A 17,064-nucleotide genomic window follows, 5' to 3' on the forward strand; every position below is an offset into this window, starting at 1 on the left:
GTGGACGGCATCCCGAAGGCGGCGCGCCCCTGGACCGGCACCGCCGGTCCCGCGACCACCGCCGCCGTCCTCACCTTCGGACGCTATCCCGGCATCGCCGCCCCGTACTTCCCCGGTGCTCTCGACGAGGTCCGGATCTACAATCGGCCATTGAGCGACGACCAGGTAGCCGATCTCTATTCGGGCGTGTTCCCGACGCTCTAGCCCGGGCGGAGCTTCTCCACGGTCTCGGAGTGGTCCCGATGGGCCAGCCGCACGAGCGACGGTAGTCTGATCTCCACGAAGTCCCGCGGGAGGCAGAAGGAGACCCCGAACGCCCGGGCGGTCCTCAGGAAGACTTTCGGCTCGTCCGGGGTGACGGCGACCACCTGCACCTCCGGACGCTCCGTCCTGAGGCGACGGACCGCCTGAAGGAGCCCGCGACGCGCCAGCGTGGACCGGATCACGATCACGCCGGGCGACTTCCGTCGCGCCACCCGGATCGTTCCCTTCGCGGTCGTCGCCTCCCCCACCAGGAGGACGTCTCCCATCCGCATCAGCGTCCTGCGGATGCGCCTGCGGCCGGCCGGAGAGCAGTCGGCCAGGAGCACCCGGATCGAGCCGATGACGAAAGCGGGGCCGCGTGACACGTCGCGCGATCCACCCTTCTCCCCCGAGGCACTTCGCGCATGCAAGCCTCCGGATCCCGTTGTACAACGGGGCGGCCGGCGGGACCATGGGTGAGGACGCTGAATCGTCGTCCGGAGATTCCCGGCACCGACATCGCCTCGAACCCGTAGCCGGCCGGCGCGACGACGGTCCGGGAGACTGCGGGTCACCGGCCGAAGGGGGCTGGGCGGGGAGCGCCGACACATCCATGACCGGCGGCGCTCCCCTGGATTTGGCGGGGTGCCTGACGGGGAGGACCTCGGGGATACCGGGCTGCTGGTGCCCGTCGGTTACGTTCCCGATCTGGACAAAGGTTGTACGACGGGGGGCGGCCACCCGCAATCAGGAGAAGCCCGATTCAGAGGGCGGATTTCTCTGAAGGACCGTGCGGAAATTCCTTGAAGGCCGCGACAATGATACGCTGGCGCGTGCCCGGGAAAGGACGCTTCCCCTTGCCCTCATCCGCATCAGGAGAGCCGCGGAACGGGTCGATTTCCTCGTCGCCCGCCGCGAGCTTTCTGTGCGCCTGCCTGACGGCCGGACTCGCGACGAACGGGGTGATCGCGCAGGCTCCGCCCGTCCCGGCGCGGCACGCGCTGGACGCGGGGATGGTCGGGATCGTGGTCCAGGACAGGGAACCGCTGCCCGGTGATCTGCGCAGCCGCTCCGCCGATGCCCCCTGTGCGGTCCTGATCCGAATCGACGCCGACGCGCTCGCGGCTCCGGAGCGGATCGATCCGGTCCTCGACACCGCAGCGGCCGCGGGGCTGCGCATCGCCGTCGGGATCCCGCTCCCCGGATGGGAGAGTTCAGCACCGGCCGAGGTTGACGCGTGGGCGGCGCGGGCGGGGATTTTCGCGCGCCACGCCGCTGGCCGCGTGGCGGCGTACCAGATCCTCGAACGCGGGGCGCCGGACGGGAGGGCGCGCGACTACGCCTATCTCCTCAAGCACGCCGCGGTGGCGATCCGCGCCGCGGATCCACGGGCGCGCGTCGTCTCCGCGGGGCTGGGAGCCGAAGACGCCGGCTGGCTCCAGGAGCTCTACGACCAGGACGCGGCCCCCTACCTGGATGTCCTCGCCGCCCGTGACCTTGCGTCTCTCAGCGCGGTTGCGGACCTGCGCGATCGGCTGGACGCCAACGCCGCGGTCTGGGTCGTCGGTGCGGCGATCGACCGAGACACCCCGCGCTCGGCAGCACTGCGCGTGTACGTCGAGGCGCGGGCCGCCGGCGCCGATACGGTCCTGTTCGCGCCGCCGTACCCGCCGGGACTCCCCGGCTTCCTCTCCGAGCTGCGGTCGCTCTTTCCACCGGCCCTTACCCCGGCTGCGCCCGCTGCCCTGCCGTTCGATCCGGCCGCGACCTCGGTCTCACCCGCCGTCACGTCCGCCGTCCGGGTCACGGGGTTCTACGATCCGCGCAGCCGCGACGGTGTAGCGGTTTACGACGCTCCGGGGACAGCCCTCGCCAGCGGACCCGAGACGTCCACGGTCCGGTTCCCGCTGCGCTTCCCAGTCGAGTCGGCCGATGTCCTCGACCCCGAGACCGGGAGCGTGGTGCCGATCGGCGTCAACGTGGCCGCCGGGAGGGTCATCTTCGCGCCGATCCGATCGACCGGCCTGCTGCTGCGCTTCCGCCGGGCCGCCGCGGGCCTGCCCCTCCAGGAGGCTCAAATCGGAGCGACGTCCGAGCTCAGCGCCGAGGAAATCATCGCCCTCGAGCGCCAGACGAGCACAGCACAAGCGGTGCGCCTGAAGCACTATCAGGCGCGCGCCTCCGTGGCGATCCATTACACCATCGCAGCCGTGGCGCAGTCGGTCGACGTGCTGAGCGAGAACAGGCTGTACGTGCACGACGGCAAGCAGGATTACGAGCAGACCGATCTCTACGTAGACGGGGCGCGCTGGCGCGGCAAGAAGCCGCCGTACCTGCCGTTCATCCAGCCGGACAAGGTGAAGGAGGTCCCCCTCACCATCACGCTCGACGAGGGGTACCGCTACACCCTCGTCAAGCGCGACCGCGTGGATGGGCGCGACTGCTACGTCATCGCGTTCGAGCCAAGGGTCGCCGGCCTCAGCCTCTACGAGGGGCGCATCTCCATCGACGCCGTGCTGTTCACGCGCGTCCGCATGGAGGCGGTGCAGACCGGCCTCAAGGATCCTCTGCGCTCCAACCAGATCACCTACCACTTCGGCCCGGTGCCGGGCGCGGACGGCGACTACTGGCTGCCGCAGGCGGTGGACGGCCAGATGGTGTTCGAGGTCCTCGGACAGAACCTTCAAGTAGAGAGGGAGGCGCGCTACAGCGAGTTCGCCATCAACCAGGAGGACTTCCGCGGGCATCTCGCCGGGGCGTACGGGTCGGGCCGCCCCCTGTACCGCGAGACCGACGAGGGGTATTACAAGCTCGATGCGTCCGGGCGGGAGGAGATCCTGACGAGCGCCAGCACCCCGCGCAACACCTTCCTGGTGATGGGCGTGAGCGTGGGGGACACCGGGATCCCCAGCGCGCCGTTCGCCGGAGTGAATTTCTTCGACTTCAACTACCGGGACACCGGGACACAGCTCAACATCGCCTGGGCCGGTCCGTTCGTCGATCTGTCCTGGACCGACCCGCACGTCACCAACCCGGGCCCAGACCGCACACCCGTCGCGTTCACCGCCCAGGCAACTCTCATCGGCGTGCCGATACGTGACAAGATCGCCCGCGAGGTAGACTCGACATCGGGCGAAAACGTCGACGTCTACCGGGAGCAGGTGCAGGCGTCATTCGCCCTGCCCATGGGCCGCTTCCTGAAATGGACGCTGCAGGGCCGGACCACCTACATGGATTTCGCCCGACGCAAGGATACCGACCCCGCGTTCGTCATCCCGGTGACCACCGTGGAAACCGGGCTTCTCCTGCGCGGCGAGTTCAACCGGAAGGGGTACGCCCTCGGGGCGTGGGGGGAGCACGCCCGCCGTAGCGCCTGGGAGCCCTGGGGACTGCCCGGGAACCCGTTCAGCCCCGGCGACAGGGACTACACCCGTCTCGGCTTCGACGTCAGGAAGGCGCTGTACCTGGGGGAGTTCCGGAAGGTGAATCTCGGACTCTCGGGTTTCGACGGGCGCAGCCTCGACCGTTTCTCGCGCTTCGAGCTGGGCGACTTCCGCTCGGCCCGCGTGCGCGGCTTCAACGGCTCGGGCTTCCACTTCGACCGCGGTCTGGTCGCCGACACCACTTACGCCTTCACGGTGCGCGACGTCCTGCGCATCGATACAGGCCTGCAGGCCGGGTGGATCCAGAGCGTCGATGATTTCGGCCCCGGCTACGTGCGCGTCATCGGCGCCGGTCTGGCCCTGGAGTTCTCGGGACCCTGGAGCACCCTGATGAACGTGCGCTACGGGCGCGCCATCGAATCGTCCCTCCCCGGCCGCTCGGGCGGCGGCAGCGACGTGCGATTCGTGATGTTCAAGACCTTCGACAGGTGGAGCCGGAAGTCGAAACCTTGAGCCGGGTCGCGGCATCTAACTTTTCGTTCTGAGGGAGCCTCCATGCGTGACAGATTGTCTCTCGTGTCGGAAGAGGCGGCCGGAGCGACCGGGCAGCCCCCGACCGGCCCGTCCGAGTCTTCCGGACGCGACGACGGTGCCCTGCTCGACGAGTACTCGCGCACCGTCATCCGCGCTGTCGAGAAGGTCAGCCCGTCGGTCGTCAACATCGACGTCTACAAGAACGTCCGGGTCCGTGGCCAGGCGTCCGGCCCGGCGGGCGGTGCGGAAGCCGGTCGGGAAGTGCGCGCCGGGACCGGCTCGGGATTCGTGTTCACCCCCGACGGGTTCGTCCTGACCAACAGTCACGTGGTGAGCGGTGCGGCCCGCGTGGACGTGACGCTCAACGACGGGCGGCGCCTGCCGGCGCAGATCGTGGGGGACGACCCCAACACCGACCTGGCGGTCCTGCGCGTGCAGGCGCCGGGGCTCCTGGCGGCGCGGCTGGGGGAATCGCGATCGGTCCGCCCGGGCCAGGTGGTCATCGCCATCGGCAACCCGTACGGCTTCCAGTGCACCGTGACGACCGGTGTCGTGAGCGCCCTCGGACGCTCCCTGCGCTCCGGCTCGGGCCGGCTCATCGACAACGTCATCCAGACCGACGCGGCTCTGAACCCGGGGAACTCGGGCGGGCCGCTCGTCGACTCCGCGGGCGAAGTCATCGGCGTCAACACGGCCGTGATCCTGCCGGCGCAGGGGATCTGCTTCGCCATGGCCATCGACACCGTGAAGTTCGTCGCCGGCCGCCTGATCAAGGACGGGAAGATCGCGCGCGCCTTCATCGGCGTGGCCGGGCAGAACGTGCCTCTGCACCGGCGGGTGGTGCGCTTCCACGGTCTGCCGCACGACAGCGCCATCCTGGTGGTCTCGCTGGAAGCGGACAGCCCGGCGCAGCGCGCCGGTCTCCAGGACGGGGATCTGATCGTCGCCCTCGACGGCCAGCCGGTCGCCGGCATCGACGACCTGCACCGCATCCTGACCGACGCCCGCGTCGGGGCGCGCGCCACGCTCACGGTGCTGCGCGGCACCGCGAAGCTCGACCTCGCCATCGTTCCTGAAGAGGCGCCGCGGCCGTAGCGCGGGTGCCAGGACTCGAGTCATGGCCAGGCTCTCCGAAAGACTGCCGGACAACGCTCCGGGCGACTTCTACGTCGATCGATCCTGCATCGACTGCGACACCTGCACGCGCATCGCCCCCGGCCTGTTCGCCCCGGCGGACGATCACTCGTTCGTGTCGCGCCAGCCCGCAGACGCGTCCGAACGGCTGCGCGCCCTGATGGCGCTCGTCGCGTGCCCTACCGCGTCGATCGGCACCGTGTCACGGCTCGACGCGGGGCCCGGTGTCGACGCTTTCCCCGAGTCGATCGCGGAGGAGGTCTCCTTCCTCGGGTTCACCTCGGAGGATTCGTTCGGCGCCTGGAGCTATCTCGTCCGCCGCAGGGAGGGGAACGTCATCGTCGACTCGCCGCGCGCCGCGGCGCCGCTTTTGAAGCGCATCGAGGAGATGGGGGGCGCCCGCATCATGTTCCTGACGCACCGCGACGACGTCGCCGACCACGAGGCGTTCCATCGCCGCTTCGGCTGCGAGCGCGTCCTGCACGCGGACGACGTGACGCCCGGAACCGCAGGCGTCGAGCGGCGTATTCCCGGAAACGAGCCGGTGCGCCTGGCCGGGGACCTGCTGGCGATCCCGGTGCCGGGGCACACGCGCGGCCACGCCGTCCTGCTCTACCGCGATCGCTTCCTGTTCACCGGGGATCACCTGGCCTGGTCGCCGGAGCGCCGGCGGCTCATCGCGTTCCGCGACGCCTGCTGGTACTCCTGGACCGAGCAGATCCGCTCGATGGAGCGCCTGCTCGACTACAGCTTCGAGTGGGTCCTCCCCGGCCACGGCTCGAGGTGGCACGCGCCGTCCGCCGCGGCCATGCGTCGGGAGCTCGAGCGCTGCATCGCCTGGATGCGTGCCTAGGAAGACTCGGGGATCCTGCCCCCGCACAATCGAGCAAAGACCCTAATGCGTCCTCCGCACGGGCGAGGAATCATGGAGCGCCATGGAGATGACGTCCGCGGAGGTCGCGCTGCCCGCGGGGCGCGCGTGGCCGCGATCCGGCGCGGCCCGCGGCGGCGTGTTCCTGCTCGAGTTCCTGCAGGAGGAGCGTTACCGCCGCCCCAGGGCCGGTCTGACGGCCGCCTTCCTCCTCCTCTTCGTCCTGCTCGCGGTCCTGCTGTCATTCACCAGGCAGCCGTGGAGCGATGAAGGGAGTTTAGCGAGTCCCGCCTACAACCTGGCGTTCCATGGATTCATGGGAACGACACTGGTCGACGAGCAGAGCAGCGGCCTGCGCGGCATCAACGAGCACACCTACTGGAATCCGCCCGTCGGCATCCTGCTGCAGGCCCTGTCGTTCAAGGTGTTTGGATTCCACCTCGTATCCATGAGGCTGCCCTCCATCCTGATGGGACTGGTGGCGGGCCTGTCGTGGTTCATCATTCTCGAGCGTCTCACCCGAAGAAGAGCCGTCGCGTACCTGGCCGCGTTGTTCATCATGACCGACTACGCGTATCTGATGGCCGCCTCGTCCGCCCGCTACGACATGATCTGCGCGGGATTCGGCGCCGCAGGACTGGCGCTGTACCTGACGCTGCGGGAGCGTTCGGTCGGCGCCGCTCTGCTCGCCTCGAACGCGGCGATCGTCGCCTCCGGGCTGAGCCATCCGCTGGGGATCGTCTACCTGCTCGGCCTGCTGCTTCTCCTCGCGCGGGATCGCCGGCGCGTCGATTGGAGGGGGATGGGCCTCGCGCTCGTTCCGTACGTCGCGGGGGGAGCGGCCTGGGGACTCTACATCCTGCGGGACCCTTCCGGCTTCCTCACCCAGTTCATGTTCAACCTGGGGGTGGGGAACCGCGGGCAGGCGCTCCTTCATCCGGCGACGGCGCTCTGGACCGAGCTGGGCCAGCGCTACCTGCGCGCCTTCGGGCTGAAGGAGCACACGCCGGGCAACACCGGCCCGATCTATCTCAAGGCGATCATCCTGGCGGTCTATGCCGCGGGCCTGGCCGGCTCGCTCGCGATCCCCGCCATCCGCAGGAGCCGGGGGTTCGGGACCGTCTTCGGCCTGCTCGCGGTCGTGTTCCTCTTCCTGACGTTCGGGGAGGGCCAGAGGGGCGCCATCTACCTGATCCATGCTCTGCCCTTGTACGGATCGGTCCTGGCCTTCTTCGTCGGATGGGTCCTGGCGCGCGGTCGTGCGGCCGCCTCGATCGCGACCGCGTGCGTCGCCGGATTTCTGGCCCTCCAGGTGGGAGGAGCCGTCCTGCGCGCCGGCCAGAACACATACGGCCGGCGGTATGACCCGGCCATGACCTACGTCCGAGAGCACTCGAGACCGGATGAGACGGTGATGGGCAGCGTGGCCTGCGCGTTCGGCGTCGGACTCGATCGCGGACTGCTCAGCGACAACCTGCTCGGCTACTACAGCGGCAAGGTGCCGGACTGGGTGATCGTGGACGACTTCTTCCGGGAAAGCTTCGGAATCGACGCGGTGAGACGCCCCTGCATGTTCCGCCACATAGACGAGGTGCTGCAACAGTGCGACAGGGTGTTCGATCGCGACGGAGTCGAGGTGTACCGTCTCAGACCGCGGCGGTCTCCAGGTCCGCCGCAGGCTCAGACTCTCCCCGCAGCGGCGCGCTCGCAAGCGCCTGCCGGTGCGCCACGAACATGTAGATCGACGGGACGACGAACAGGGTGAAGCCGGTCCCGATGATCATGCCGGTGACGAGCATGATGCCGATGCTGTTGCGTGCGCCGGCGCCGGGACCGGTGGCAAACACCAGGGTCAGATGGCCGACCACGGTGGCGGCGGTCGTCATCAGGACGGGGCGCAGACGCGTGCTGGCCGCCTCGATGATGGCGTTGAGGGGAGCCTTTCCGTGCTCCTGCAGCTTGTTCGCGAACTCGACGATCAGGATGCCGTTCTTCGAGACGAGGCCGACCAGGGTGATGAGACCGACCTGGCTGTAGATGTTGAGCGTCGTCAGGCCGAGGAACGAGAAGAGCAGGGCGCCGGAGAGGGCGAGCGGCACGGAGCCGGCCAGGATGATGAACGGATCCCGGAAGCTCTCGAACTGGGCCGCGAGGACCAGGTAGATCAGGATGGCCGAAAGGACGAAGACGCCGAGGAACTTCTTCCCCTCGGTGCGGAGCTGGCGCGACTCGCCTGCGTAGTCGACGCTGTATCCCGCCGGCAGGAGGGCCTTCGCCTCATTCTCGAGGAAGCCCAGCGCCTGGTCGAGCGACACGCCGGGCGGTATGGCGCCCTGGATGCGCACGGCGTTGAGCTGCTGGAAGCGCTTGAGCTCGCGGGGCTGCGTGCTCGTCCGGAGCGTCGCGAAGGTCGACAGCGGGACCGGCCGGCCCTCGGGGCCCGTGACGTAGATGTCCTTGAGCTGATCGGTCGTGAGCCGTTCCGAGCGCTTGACCTGAGGGATGACCTTGTAGCTGCGCCCCTGGATGCTGAAGCGATTGACATAGTTGCCGCCGAGGAGGGTCGACAGATCCGCCCCGGCCTGGCTCATGTCGACTCCGAGCGAACGCACCTTGTCGCGGTCGAAGACGACCTCGGTCTGCGGCTGATCGAACTTGACATCCGTGTCCGCATACATGAAGAGGCCGCTGGCGTACGCCTTTCTGACCAGCTGGCCGGCCAGATCGGCGATCTGCGCCGGCTCGCCCGTGGAGCCGACGATGAACTCGACCGGAAAGCCCTCGCTGCCGGGCAGCGGCGGAGGTGACAGGGGAATCATGCGCACACCCGGAAGCTTCGAGAGAGCGCCGGCCGCCTCCATCTTGAGCTGCTCGGCGGTCTTTTTCCTCTGGCTCCAGGGCTTCAGGACCATGCCGCCGAATCCACCGCCGGGCGATGTGATCTGAAAGGTGATGTCGCTCTCCGGGAACGACCCGAACACCTCGCCCACCTTGGTCGCGAAAAGCATCGTCTGCTCGAGCGTGGCGTTGGGGGCGGACTGGATGATGGCGAAGACGAATCCCTGGTCCTCGGTGGGGGCCAGCTCGTGCTGGGAGAACATGTAGAACGGCACCATCAGCAGCACGACGATCGCCCACAGAACCAGCACGACCGGCCGGAACGCCAGGGTCCGCGACAGGTGGCGCGTGTACATGCTTCGCAAGGCCTCGAAACGCCGGTTGATCAGGCCGGCGAAGCCGCGCTCGGTGTCGCCCGAGCGCAGGAGCCTCGAGCCCATCATGGGAGAGAGGGTCAGCGCCACGATGCCGGAGACGATGACGGCGCCCGCCAGCGTGAAGGCGAACTCGCGGAACAGCGTCCCGGTCAGTCCGCCCTGGATGGCCACCGGCGTATAGACCGTGGCCAGGGTGATGGTCATGGCGATGATGGGACCCACGAGCTCGCGGGCGGCGGCCAGGGCGGCCTCTATGGGCCGCTGTCCCATGCTCAGGTGGCGTTCGACGTTCTCGACCATGACGATCGCGTCGTCGACGACCAGGCCGACCGACAGCACGATGGCCAGAAGCGTGAGCAGGTTGATCGAGAAGCCGGCCACGAGCATGAGAAAGACGGCGCCGACGAGGGAGATCGGGATGGCGACCACCGGGATCATCACGGCGCGCACCGAGCCGAGGAAGAGATAGATCACCACGATGACGATGAGCAGGGTCTCGCCCAGGGTCTTCAGCACCTCGTCGATGGCGTTCTCGATGTAGACCGTGGAATCGTAGGCGACGCCGGCCTTGATCCCGGCGGGGAGCTGCGCCTGGATCTCGGGCAGAGCCCCGCGCACCCGCTTGACCACCTCCAGCGAATTGACGGTCGGGAGAACCCAGATCCCCATGAACGTGGCCGTCTGGCCGCTGAACCGCACGTCCGTGTCGTAGTTCTCGGCCCCGAGAACCACGTCGGCGATCTCGCCGAGCCTCACGATGACTCCGTTCTCCTCCTTGACCACGATCTGGCGGAACTCCTCGGCCGATTTCAGGTCGGTGTTGGCGATCAGGTTGACCGACACCATGGAGCCCTTGGTCCGGCCGAGGGCGGAGAGATAATTGCCGCGCGCCAGGGCGGTCCTTACGTCGGTCGCGGAGATGCGCAGCGCGGCCATCTTCTCCGGCTTGAGCCAGACCCGCATGGCGAACGTGCGGTCTCCCAGGATGTCGGCGCGCTGCACCCCGCTGACGGCGCTGAGCTTCGGCTGGACGACCCGGGTCAGGTAGTCGGTGATCTGGTTCTGATCGAGGATGGCGGACGAGAAGCCGATGTACATCGCGGCGAACTGGGCGTCCGCCGTCTGCAGATCGATGATCGGCGCCTCCGCCTCGGGGGGCAGCGTGTTGCGGACCTGGGCGACCTTCGCCTGGATCTGCGTCAGAGCGGCGTTCGTGTCGTAGTTCAGCTTCAAGTGTACGGTGATCGTGCTGACGCCCTGGGCGCTGGTCGATTCGATGTAGTCGATGCCGTCGGCGCTGGCGATGACCCGCTCGAGAGGGGTCGTGATGAAGCCGCGCACGAGATCGGCGCTGGCGCCGACGTAGGCGGTCGTCACGTTGATCACCGCGACGTCGCTGCGGGGGTACTGCCGCACAGCCAGCGTGCGGATCGACTGCAGGCCGGCGATCAGGATGACCAGATTGACGACGATTGCCAGGACCGGCCGACGGATGAAGAGATCGGTGAGCTTCATCAGTTGTCCTCGGGCTTCGGCGCCGGGTTGTTCGAGGGCTGCGTGGCGTTGTTCACCGCCACCGCCGCCCCGTTGCGCAGCTTGAAGACGCCCGACGTGACGACCTCCGCCCCGGCCGAGATCCCCGACAGGACCGCGACCTGGTCGCCGCGCGCGCTGCCGATCTTGATGAACTGCTGGCGCACGCCGCGGTAGGACTGACCGTTCGGACCCTTCACGTCCTCGACGACGAAGACCGAGTCGCCGAACGGCGCGTAGCTGATGGCCGAGGCCGGCAGCGCGATGACCGGCTCCCTGGCGTCGAGGAGCGCCCGCGCCGTGACGAACATGCCCGGCCGGATCCGTCCCTGGCGGTTCTCGAAGGTGGCCTGCACCCGGACGTTGCGGGTGGATTCGTCGACGACCGAGTCGATCGCCGTAATCCTCCCCGTCAGCTCGATCGGAGGAGGGCCTTCGGCCGTCACGCTCACGGAACCGCCCACCCGCACCCGCACCAACTCCTGCTGCGGGACGTCGAAGTTCACGTAGATCGGATCGTGCGACTGGAGCTGGACGATCGGATCGCCGCTCTTCAGGTATTGCCCGAGGTTCACCTGGCGGATCCCGAGGATTCCCGAGAACGGCGCGTGGATGGTCTTGCGCTCGATGGTGGCGCCGACCTCACCCACGACCCCCTCCGCCTGCTTCTGCTCGGCCACCGCGGTGTCGTACTCGGTCTGGGAGTTGATCCCCTCCTCCCTGAGGCCGCGGATCCGGTCGAGGTTCATGCGCGCCAGCTCGAGCTTCGCCGTGGCGGCGGCGAGCTGCGCCTGCTCCTGGCGCGTGTCGAGCTGCACGAGCAGCTGGCCGGACTCGACCCGGTCCCCCGATCCGAACGCGATCTTCTGGACGACGCCGGGGAGATCGGCGCTGACCATGACACCGTTCACCGCCGCCACCGTCCCGATGGCCCCGAGCGACCCCTGCCACTCCTCCTTCTGGGCGATGACCGTGGTGACCGCCTCCGGGGGCGGCTGATACGACCCGAATTGCGCCTTGGCGGTCTGGTCCCGTCTGTACTTCACGAATCCCATGGTCGCGATGAAGGCCGCCACGACCAGGAGCATGATGAGCATTCTCTTCGCCATCAGAACAGGCCTCCATCCTCTTCCAGCCGGCGCCCCCTCCGGAGCGTCCCGGCCGAACACTCGACCCGGCAAGGTGGTTGCGCCGGATATTGTACAACCTGATGCCGCCGGGTACGCCGCCGAAACACCTTCCCCGTACCCTTCAACAGTCATGGACGCACCCCCGTTCCGGGCGGGACGGCCGGCTCGAGGGAGGACGCGGCCGCATCGAGGGAGGCCGCACCGTCGTTCGGAAGGTCATCGCTGAAGAACATCGCCGAACCGACGGCGGCGACGACCCGCGACCCGCCGGCCTCGACCAGGCCGGACGGCACGCCGAGGTAGACCCGCTTCAGGGAACGATCCACGGAGAGGTGGACCTCCGCCTGGTTGGTCAGGCGCATCGCCGTCACCTCGTCTCCCGAGGCGATGCCGACCGTCCCCTCGTACCGGCCGCCCGCGCGGAAGACCCAGGCGGTCACCAGACGATCGAGGTGAAACGCCGTGTTCTTCCCCCACCAGGCCGGTCCGTCGGCGGGGTCGCCGTCCGAATCGATCGCGAGGTTGACCCCGATCCAGCCGGGGGGCGGGGGATCCTGCAGGTCGATCCGGAACCAGGCCAGAGACCGGGCAGGGTCGGGGGCCACGAACAGGGCGCGCGCGTCGGGGAGCCCCTGGCGCCCGTCCCCCTGGCCGTCGAGGGCAAGCCGTCGCCAGGGCAGCCTCCGCAGCGGTGCCGCGTCATCCGGGATCAAGGAGCGGGAGGTCGCAGGCTCCCCCGCCGCGGGCGTCGGCATCCCCCCGGACCCGTCACCACCGGCCCACGCCACGTCGTCGATCTCGATGGCGAACGGACCGGAGGCTCCGGGGACGGTCTGCACGCCGAACCAGCGGGCCTCGCGCGGATCCCAGCGTTCGCTCTCGAGCCCCTTTCCCTGGGGCTGCAGGCTGGAAAAGGGGATCTCCACCGTGCTCCAGTCGCTTCCCGCCTTCACCCTGGCCATGAAGTTCACCGACTTCGCGAACGGACCGCCCCGGACGCCGACCTGCACATCTCCGGCGCCGCGCAGACGCAGCCTCAGACCCGAGAACCGGCTCACGTCGGCCGCGCGCCCCCCCTCGGCGACCGCCGTCCAGGCCCCGCCGAAGGAGTCGGCCCCATCGCCGAGGGTACCGCTCAGACGGAGCGCCCCGCGTGATCCATCCGAACCGCCCCGTATCGCTTCCAGGTGCAGGATCGTCTTTCCGCCCAGGAGATCGTCCCCTATGGGAACCCAGGCCGAGCCGGTGGCGGCGATAAGGTCGCGGTCCTCGAAGTCGTCGATGGACGCCGCCGCGGCCGGGCCACGGACAGCAGCGGCGGTGCCGACCAGCGCCAGCAGGACGATGAACGTGCAGGCTGCCGTTCGAGACATCAGTCACCTCCCAGGATGCGCGCGGCTTGCCTCTCGACGGCGGGAGACCGCCCCGCGCGATCGGAAAGTACGGCAGATTCCGCCCGGTCGTGCCGCCGCTTCGGCGGAGGGGCGCAGGAGCGCGTTGAACGGCCGGTCCGGCCGGCGGGCGGCGCCCCTGCCGGGACGGACCGAGGCATAATGCGTTCGTGCGCGAAGCCACCGAGGACCTGCGTCTCGAGGAGCCTGCTTCCCCCCGTCCGGGCGGTGGGCTCGCGGCGCTGGGAGTATGGGCCTTCGGCTGCTTTTCCTACTGGGCGGTCGAAGTCACCGCGGTCCTGATCTCCTCGAAGAACACCTTCTGGGTGGCGGCGAGGTGGGCCCTGTTCGGCGTCCTGCCCGACTGCCTGCTGGCTCCGTTCGCGCTGTGGTTCACGCGACGCGTCCCCTGGGGGCGCGTCCCGCCGTGGCGATTTCTCCTGCGCCACGCCGCGGGGGGCGGCCTGTTCGTGGCCCTGTCCTCCACCGGGTCGGTGCTCGAGTTCGTCCTCGAGCAGCGCCTGACGACCGGCGTCTGGGGCCCGCCCCCGGGGCTCCAGACTTTCGCCTGGAAGGGGCTCGGCTCGCTGTTCGTGTACGCCACCCTGTGCGGCATCGGCAACGCCGTCGAGCTGCAGCGCCGTGCGGCACGGGCCGAGGTGCTGCGCGCCGAGGCGCAGCTCGCGGCCCTGCGGGCCCGGCTCAACCCGCATTTCATCCTCAATCTTCTCCACACCCTGATGGGACTGGTGGCGCGCGAACCGGCGACGGCGGAGGCCGCCCTGGAGCGGCTGGGAGACGTGCTGCGTTACGCGCTGCGCGTGCAGTCCCAGGGGCTGGACGAAGTCCGCCTGCGCGAAGAGTGGGAGTTCGTTGACCGCTACCTGTCCCTGGAGCGTCTGCGGCTCGGCGATCGCCTGCGGTCGCGCCTCGAGGCGGACGAGGGGCTCCTCGATGCCATCGTGCCGGCGTTCTCGCTGCAGCCGCTCGTCGAGAATGCCGTGCGCCACGCGATCGCACCGCGGGCCGAGGGGGGCACAATCGTGGTCTCCGCCCGGCGCGCCGGGTCTTCGCTCGTGCTCGCGGTCGAGGACGACGGCCCGCCGCCGCAAGGGCCTGTGGTCGCGCGCAGCGAGGGGACGCCGAAGGGAGCAGGGATCGGACTGCATCTCATCCGCGAGCGCTTGGCGGCGCTCTACGGCGGCGCCGCCATCCTGGAGACCGGTCGCTCGGCGCCGGGCGGGTTCCGCGCCAGCGTGACTCTTCCCTACACAGGCCCGTCGGGGTCGCCCGCATGAGCACCGACACGGTGTCGGCGGTCCTGGTCGAGGACGAGCCGGAGGCGCGCCGCAGCCTGCGCGAGTACCTGCGCTGGATCGACTGGATCGAGATCGCGGGGGAGGCGGCCGACGGCCGCACGGCGGTCGAGATGATCGATCGCATGAAGCCCGACCTGGTGTTTCTCGACGTGCAGCTGCCGGAGATGACGGGGCTGCGTGTCCTCGAGTCGGTGCGGCACGCGCCGGAGGTGGTGTTCACCACCGCCTACGACCAGTATGCCGTTGCGGCGTTCGAGATCGGCGCGCTCGATTATCTGGTGAAGCCGTTCGGGCGCGAGCGCATCCTCAAGACGGCGGAGCGTCTGCGCCAGCGCATGGCCGCGGCCGGCGTCCCGGCCTCCGAGCGGGCGAGGGCCGCCTTCGCCTCGGGGCCGCTGGCGCGTCTCTTCGCCCGCCGCGGCGACCGGATCGTGCCGATCCTGGCCCGCGACATCCGGCGCATCGAGGCGCAGGGGGACTACGCCGAGGTCCACACCCCGGCCGGGGCGTTCCTGCTGCACCTCAGCCTGAAGGAGATGGCGTCGCGTCTCGACCCGCAGCGCTTCCTGCAGGTGCATCGCTCGCACATCGTCAACCTGGACGCCATCGATCATCTGCGTCCGTACGACGACCGGCGCCTGCTCATCGTGCTGCGCGATGGAAGCGAGATCGTGGCCAGCCGCACCGCCTCCGAGCGGCTGCGCCACGGGGTCCGCTGAAACCCGTCCTTTCGGGCCGGACGCAAGATTTTGGTTGGCGGCCGCCCCATTCCCGCGTACTCATAGAGAAACGAGGGAACAATCATGACCAGCGCAGTGCGGTATTCGAGTGTGGTCTGTCTCGCGCTCACGCTCCTCGCGGCCGCGCCGTCCGGAACCGATGTCCGGGTCAACATCGTCCTCAAGGGCGGCCAGGTGGAGACCCCCATCGCCGCCAATCCTCTCGATCCCCTGAACCTGGTCGCCGCCTGGATCGATTTCGGACCGATGTCGGGCGGAGGCAATGTGGCGTACGGCTTCACCCGGGACGGGGGGATGACCTGGCAGAATGGCCGCCTGAATTTCGGCAAGATCAACAGCAGCACCGATCCCTCCGTGGCGGCCGACGGGAACGGGACCTTTTACATCCTGGCGCTTTCGTCCGCGGGGAGCCAGGCCAAGTCGAGCCTCAGACTGCTCCGTTCGACCGATGGGGGTGCGACCTTCACCGGCCCGTTCGTGGCGGCGACGGAGCCGTTCATCGACAAGCCTTTCATGGGGGTCGATCCGGTCACCGGCGCGATCTACGTCGTGTATTACGCGTCCGGGACCAAGTTCGTCAAGAGCACCGACGGCGGCCAGACCTTCACCCTCCCGGTTCTCGCTCATTCCCCCACGACCTTCGGCGACGGCCCCCTGCCCCTCTCCGGTCCGGGCGGCGAAATCTACGTCGTCAGCACGAACGATCAGAACACCATCAACTTCAACCGGTCACTGGACGGCGGGGTCACCTGGCTCGCCCAGGACGTCGCGGCCGCCCATTACCCCGCCGATCCGTCCCTGTCCTATCAGGACTCGGCGTTCCGCGGAATGATCTTCCCCGCGGCCGCCGTCGATCTCACGAACGGCGCGCGCCGTGGACGGATCTACCTCGCCTGGCCCGACACCCGCTTCGGAGACGCCGACATCATGCTGGCGTTCTCCGACGACAGGGGCGATACGTGGAGCGCGCCCGTGCGCGTGAACGATGACGCCATCGGCAATCATGCCGATCAGTACGGCGAATGGCTGGCGGTGGACGCGGGCGGGGGCGTGCAGGTGACCTTCCTCGACCACCGCGGCGATCCGACCGGAGCGCTCTACGCCCTGTATCTGGCCACCTCGACCGACGGCGGGACATCCTTCGGACCGAATATCCAGGTCTCGGACGGCCTGTTCGGCTCGGGCAAGGGAAACCCGTTCGGCGGCGACTACACCGGGGCCGCGATCGCCGGCGGTCGCATCTTCCCGCTCTGGCCGGACGCCCGCCTGGGCGACTTCGATGTCTTCACCCGGGGTGTGAGCCTCACGGACTATGACGAGGACGGTGTTTTGAACGACGGCGACATGGACGGGCAGTACGCCGACCATCGCTGCACGGGGGGCGCGAGCACGGGCTGCGACGACAACTGTCCCGGGACGACGAACCCGGCCCAGGCGGACGGAGATGGCGACTTTGTGGGCGACGCCTGCGACAATTGTCCGGGCGTGGCGAACACCGGCCAGAGCGACATGGATCGCGACGGCATCGGCGACGCCTGCGATCCCGCTCCTTAGAAACAAGAAGGGCGGGA

Annotated in this window: 12 protein-coding genes; 8 read left to right on the plus strand and 4 right to left on the minus strand. The window is 68.9% G+C overall.

Translation table 11 applies throughout. From position 1 onward, the window contains the following. Positions 1-204: LamG-like jellyroll fold domain-containing protein (locus VEW47_03335; GenBank protein HYS04203.1), on the plus strand; the 204-nt coding region annotated here is incomplete at its 5' end. On the opposite strand, the gene VEW47_03340 is transcribed toward VEW47_03335, so the two are convergent. Continuing rightward, positions 201-674 carry a hypothetical protein gene (locus tag VEW47_03340; protein ID HYS04204.1) on the minus strand — a complete coding sequence of 158 codons (474 nt, stop codon included), beginning with the start codon at positions 672-674 and terminating at the stop codon, positions 201-203. The genes VEW47_03335 and VEW47_03340 overlap by 4 nt on opposite strands. A 531-nt stretch (positions 675-1,205) precedes the next feature. Here VEW47_03340 and VEW47_03345 point away from each other — a divergent pair. The 4 genes from VEW47_03345 to VEW47_03360 all read left to right on the plus strand — a co-directional run bounded on the left by VEW47_03345 (position 1,206) and on the right by VEW47_03360 (position 7,930). After that, positions 1,206-4,139, plus strand: a complete 2,934-nt coding sequence (locus tag VEW47_03345) for a hypothetical protein (GenBank protein ID HYS04205.1) — start codon at positions 1,206-1,208, stop codon at positions 4,137-4,139. Positions 4,140-4,181: 42 nt separating this feature from the next. Further along, a complete protein-coding gene (locus tag VEW47_03350; GenBank protein HYS04206.1) occupies positions 4,182-5,255 on the plus strand; it encodes a trypsin-like peptidase domain-containing protein in 1,074 nt (357 codons plus the stop codon). Between the two features lie 22 nt (positions 5,256-5,277). After that, entirely contained in the window at positions 5,278-6,147 is an 870-nt protein-coding gene (locus VEW47_03355) for an MBL fold metallo-hydrolase (GenBank protein HYS04207.1), read from the plus strand. Positions 6,148-6,235: 88 nt separating this feature from the next. Beyond that, complete coding sequence (locus VEW47_03360) at positions 6,236-7,930, plus strand: glycosyltransferase family 39 protein (GenBank protein HYS04208.1); 1,695 nt, start codon at positions 6,236-6,238, stop codon at positions 7,928-7,930. Here the strand turns inward: VEW47_03360 and VEW47_03365 are convergent. The 3 genes from VEW47_03365 to VEW47_03375 all read right to left on the minus strand — a co-directional run bounded on the left by VEW47_03365 (position 7,812) and on the right by VEW47_03375 (position 13,416). Continuing rightward, on the minus strand, positions 7,812-10,895 hold the full coding sequence (locus tag VEW47_03365; protein ID HYS04209.1) for an efflux RND transporter permease subunit: 3,084 nt from the start codon (positions 10,893-10,895) through the stop codon (positions 7,812-7,814). The two genes, VEW47_03360 and VEW47_03365, sit on opposite strands and share 119 nt — an antisense overlap. Next, positions 10,895-12,022, minus strand: a complete 1,128-nt coding sequence (locus tag VEW47_03370) for an efflux RND transporter periplasmic adaptor subunit (GenBank protein ID HYS04210.1) — start codon at positions 12,020-12,022, stop codon at positions 10,895-10,897. The genes VEW47_03365 and VEW47_03370 overlap by 1 nt, the downstream gene beginning before the upstream one ends. A gap of 149 nt (positions 12,023-12,171) precedes the next feature. Beyond that, positions 12,172-13,416, minus strand: a complete 1,245-nt coding sequence (locus VEW47_03375; protein ID HYS04211.1) for a CIA30 family protein — start codon at positions 13,414-13,416, stop codon at positions 12,172-12,174. Between the two features lie 188 nt (positions 13,417-13,604). Here VEW47_03375 and VEW47_03380 point away from each other — a divergent pair, with 188 nt between their 5' ends. The 3 genes from VEW47_03380 (at position 13,605) to VEW47_03390 (ending at position 17,047) form a co-directional block, all read left to right on the plus strand. Then, positions 13,605-14,732 (plus strand): histidine kinase, encoded by a 1,128-nt coding sequence (locus tag VEW47_03380; GenBank protein HYS04212.1) that lies wholly within the window; start codon positions 13,605-13,607, stop codon positions 14,730-14,732. Continuing rightward, entirely contained in the window at positions 14,729-15,472 is a 744-nt protein-coding gene (locus VEW47_03385) for a LytTR family DNA-binding domain-containing protein (GenBank protein ID HYS04213.1), read from the plus strand. Before VEW47_03380 ends, VEW47_03385 begins: the two co-directional genes overlap by 4 nt. An 84-nt stretch (positions 15,473-15,556) precedes the next feature. Next, positions 15,557-17,047, plus strand: a complete 1,491-nt coding sequence (locus tag VEW47_03390) for a sialidase family protein (protein ID HYS04214.1) — start codon at positions 15,557-15,559, stop codon at positions 17,045-17,047. Positions 17,048-17,064 lie beyond the last annotated feature (17 nt).

This window comes from Candidatus Dormiibacterota bacterium (genome assembly GCA_035635555.1).
Classification (GTDB): domain Bacteria; phylum Acidobacteriota; class Polarisedimenticolia; order Gp22-AA2; family Gp22-AA2; genus Gp22-AA3.

What these genes read in the sequence shown, in the direction of transcription:
- VEW47_03350 (HYS04206.1), top strand. Translation starts at nt 4,182, where the DNA reads ATGCGTGACAGATTGTCTCTCGTGTCGGAAGAGGCGGCCGGAGCGACC.
- VEW47_03365 (HYS04209.1), bottom strand. Translation starts at nt 10,895, where the DNA reads ATGAAGCTCACCGATCTCTTCATCCGTCGGCCGGTCCTGGCAATCGTC.
- VEW47_03360 (HYS04208.1), top strand. Translation starts at nt 6,236, where the DNA reads ATGACGTCCGCGGAGGTCGCGCTGCCCGCGGGGCGCGCGTGGCCGCGA.
- VEW47_03385 (HYS04213.1), top strand. Translation starts at nt 14,729, where the DNA reads ATGAGCACCGACACGGTGTCGGCGGTCCTGGTCGAGGACGAGCCGGAG.
- VEW47_03355 (HYS04207.1), top strand. Translation starts at nt 5,278, where the DNA reads ATGGCCAGGCTCTCCGAAAGACTGCCGGACAACGCTCCGGGCGACTTC.
- VEW47_03375 (HYS04211.1), bottom strand. Translation starts at nt 13,416, where the DNA reads ATGTCTCGAACGGCAGCCTGCACGTTCATCGTCCTGCTGGCGCTGGTC.
- VEW47_03390 (HYS04214.1), top strand. Translation starts at nt 15,557, where the DNA reads ATGACCAGCGCAGTGCGGTATTCGAGTGTGGTCTGTCTCGCGCTCACG.
- VEW47_03370 (HYS04210.1), bottom strand. Translation starts at nt 12,022, where the DNA reads ATGGCGAAGAGAATGCTCATCATGCTCCTGGTCGTGGCGGCCTTCATC.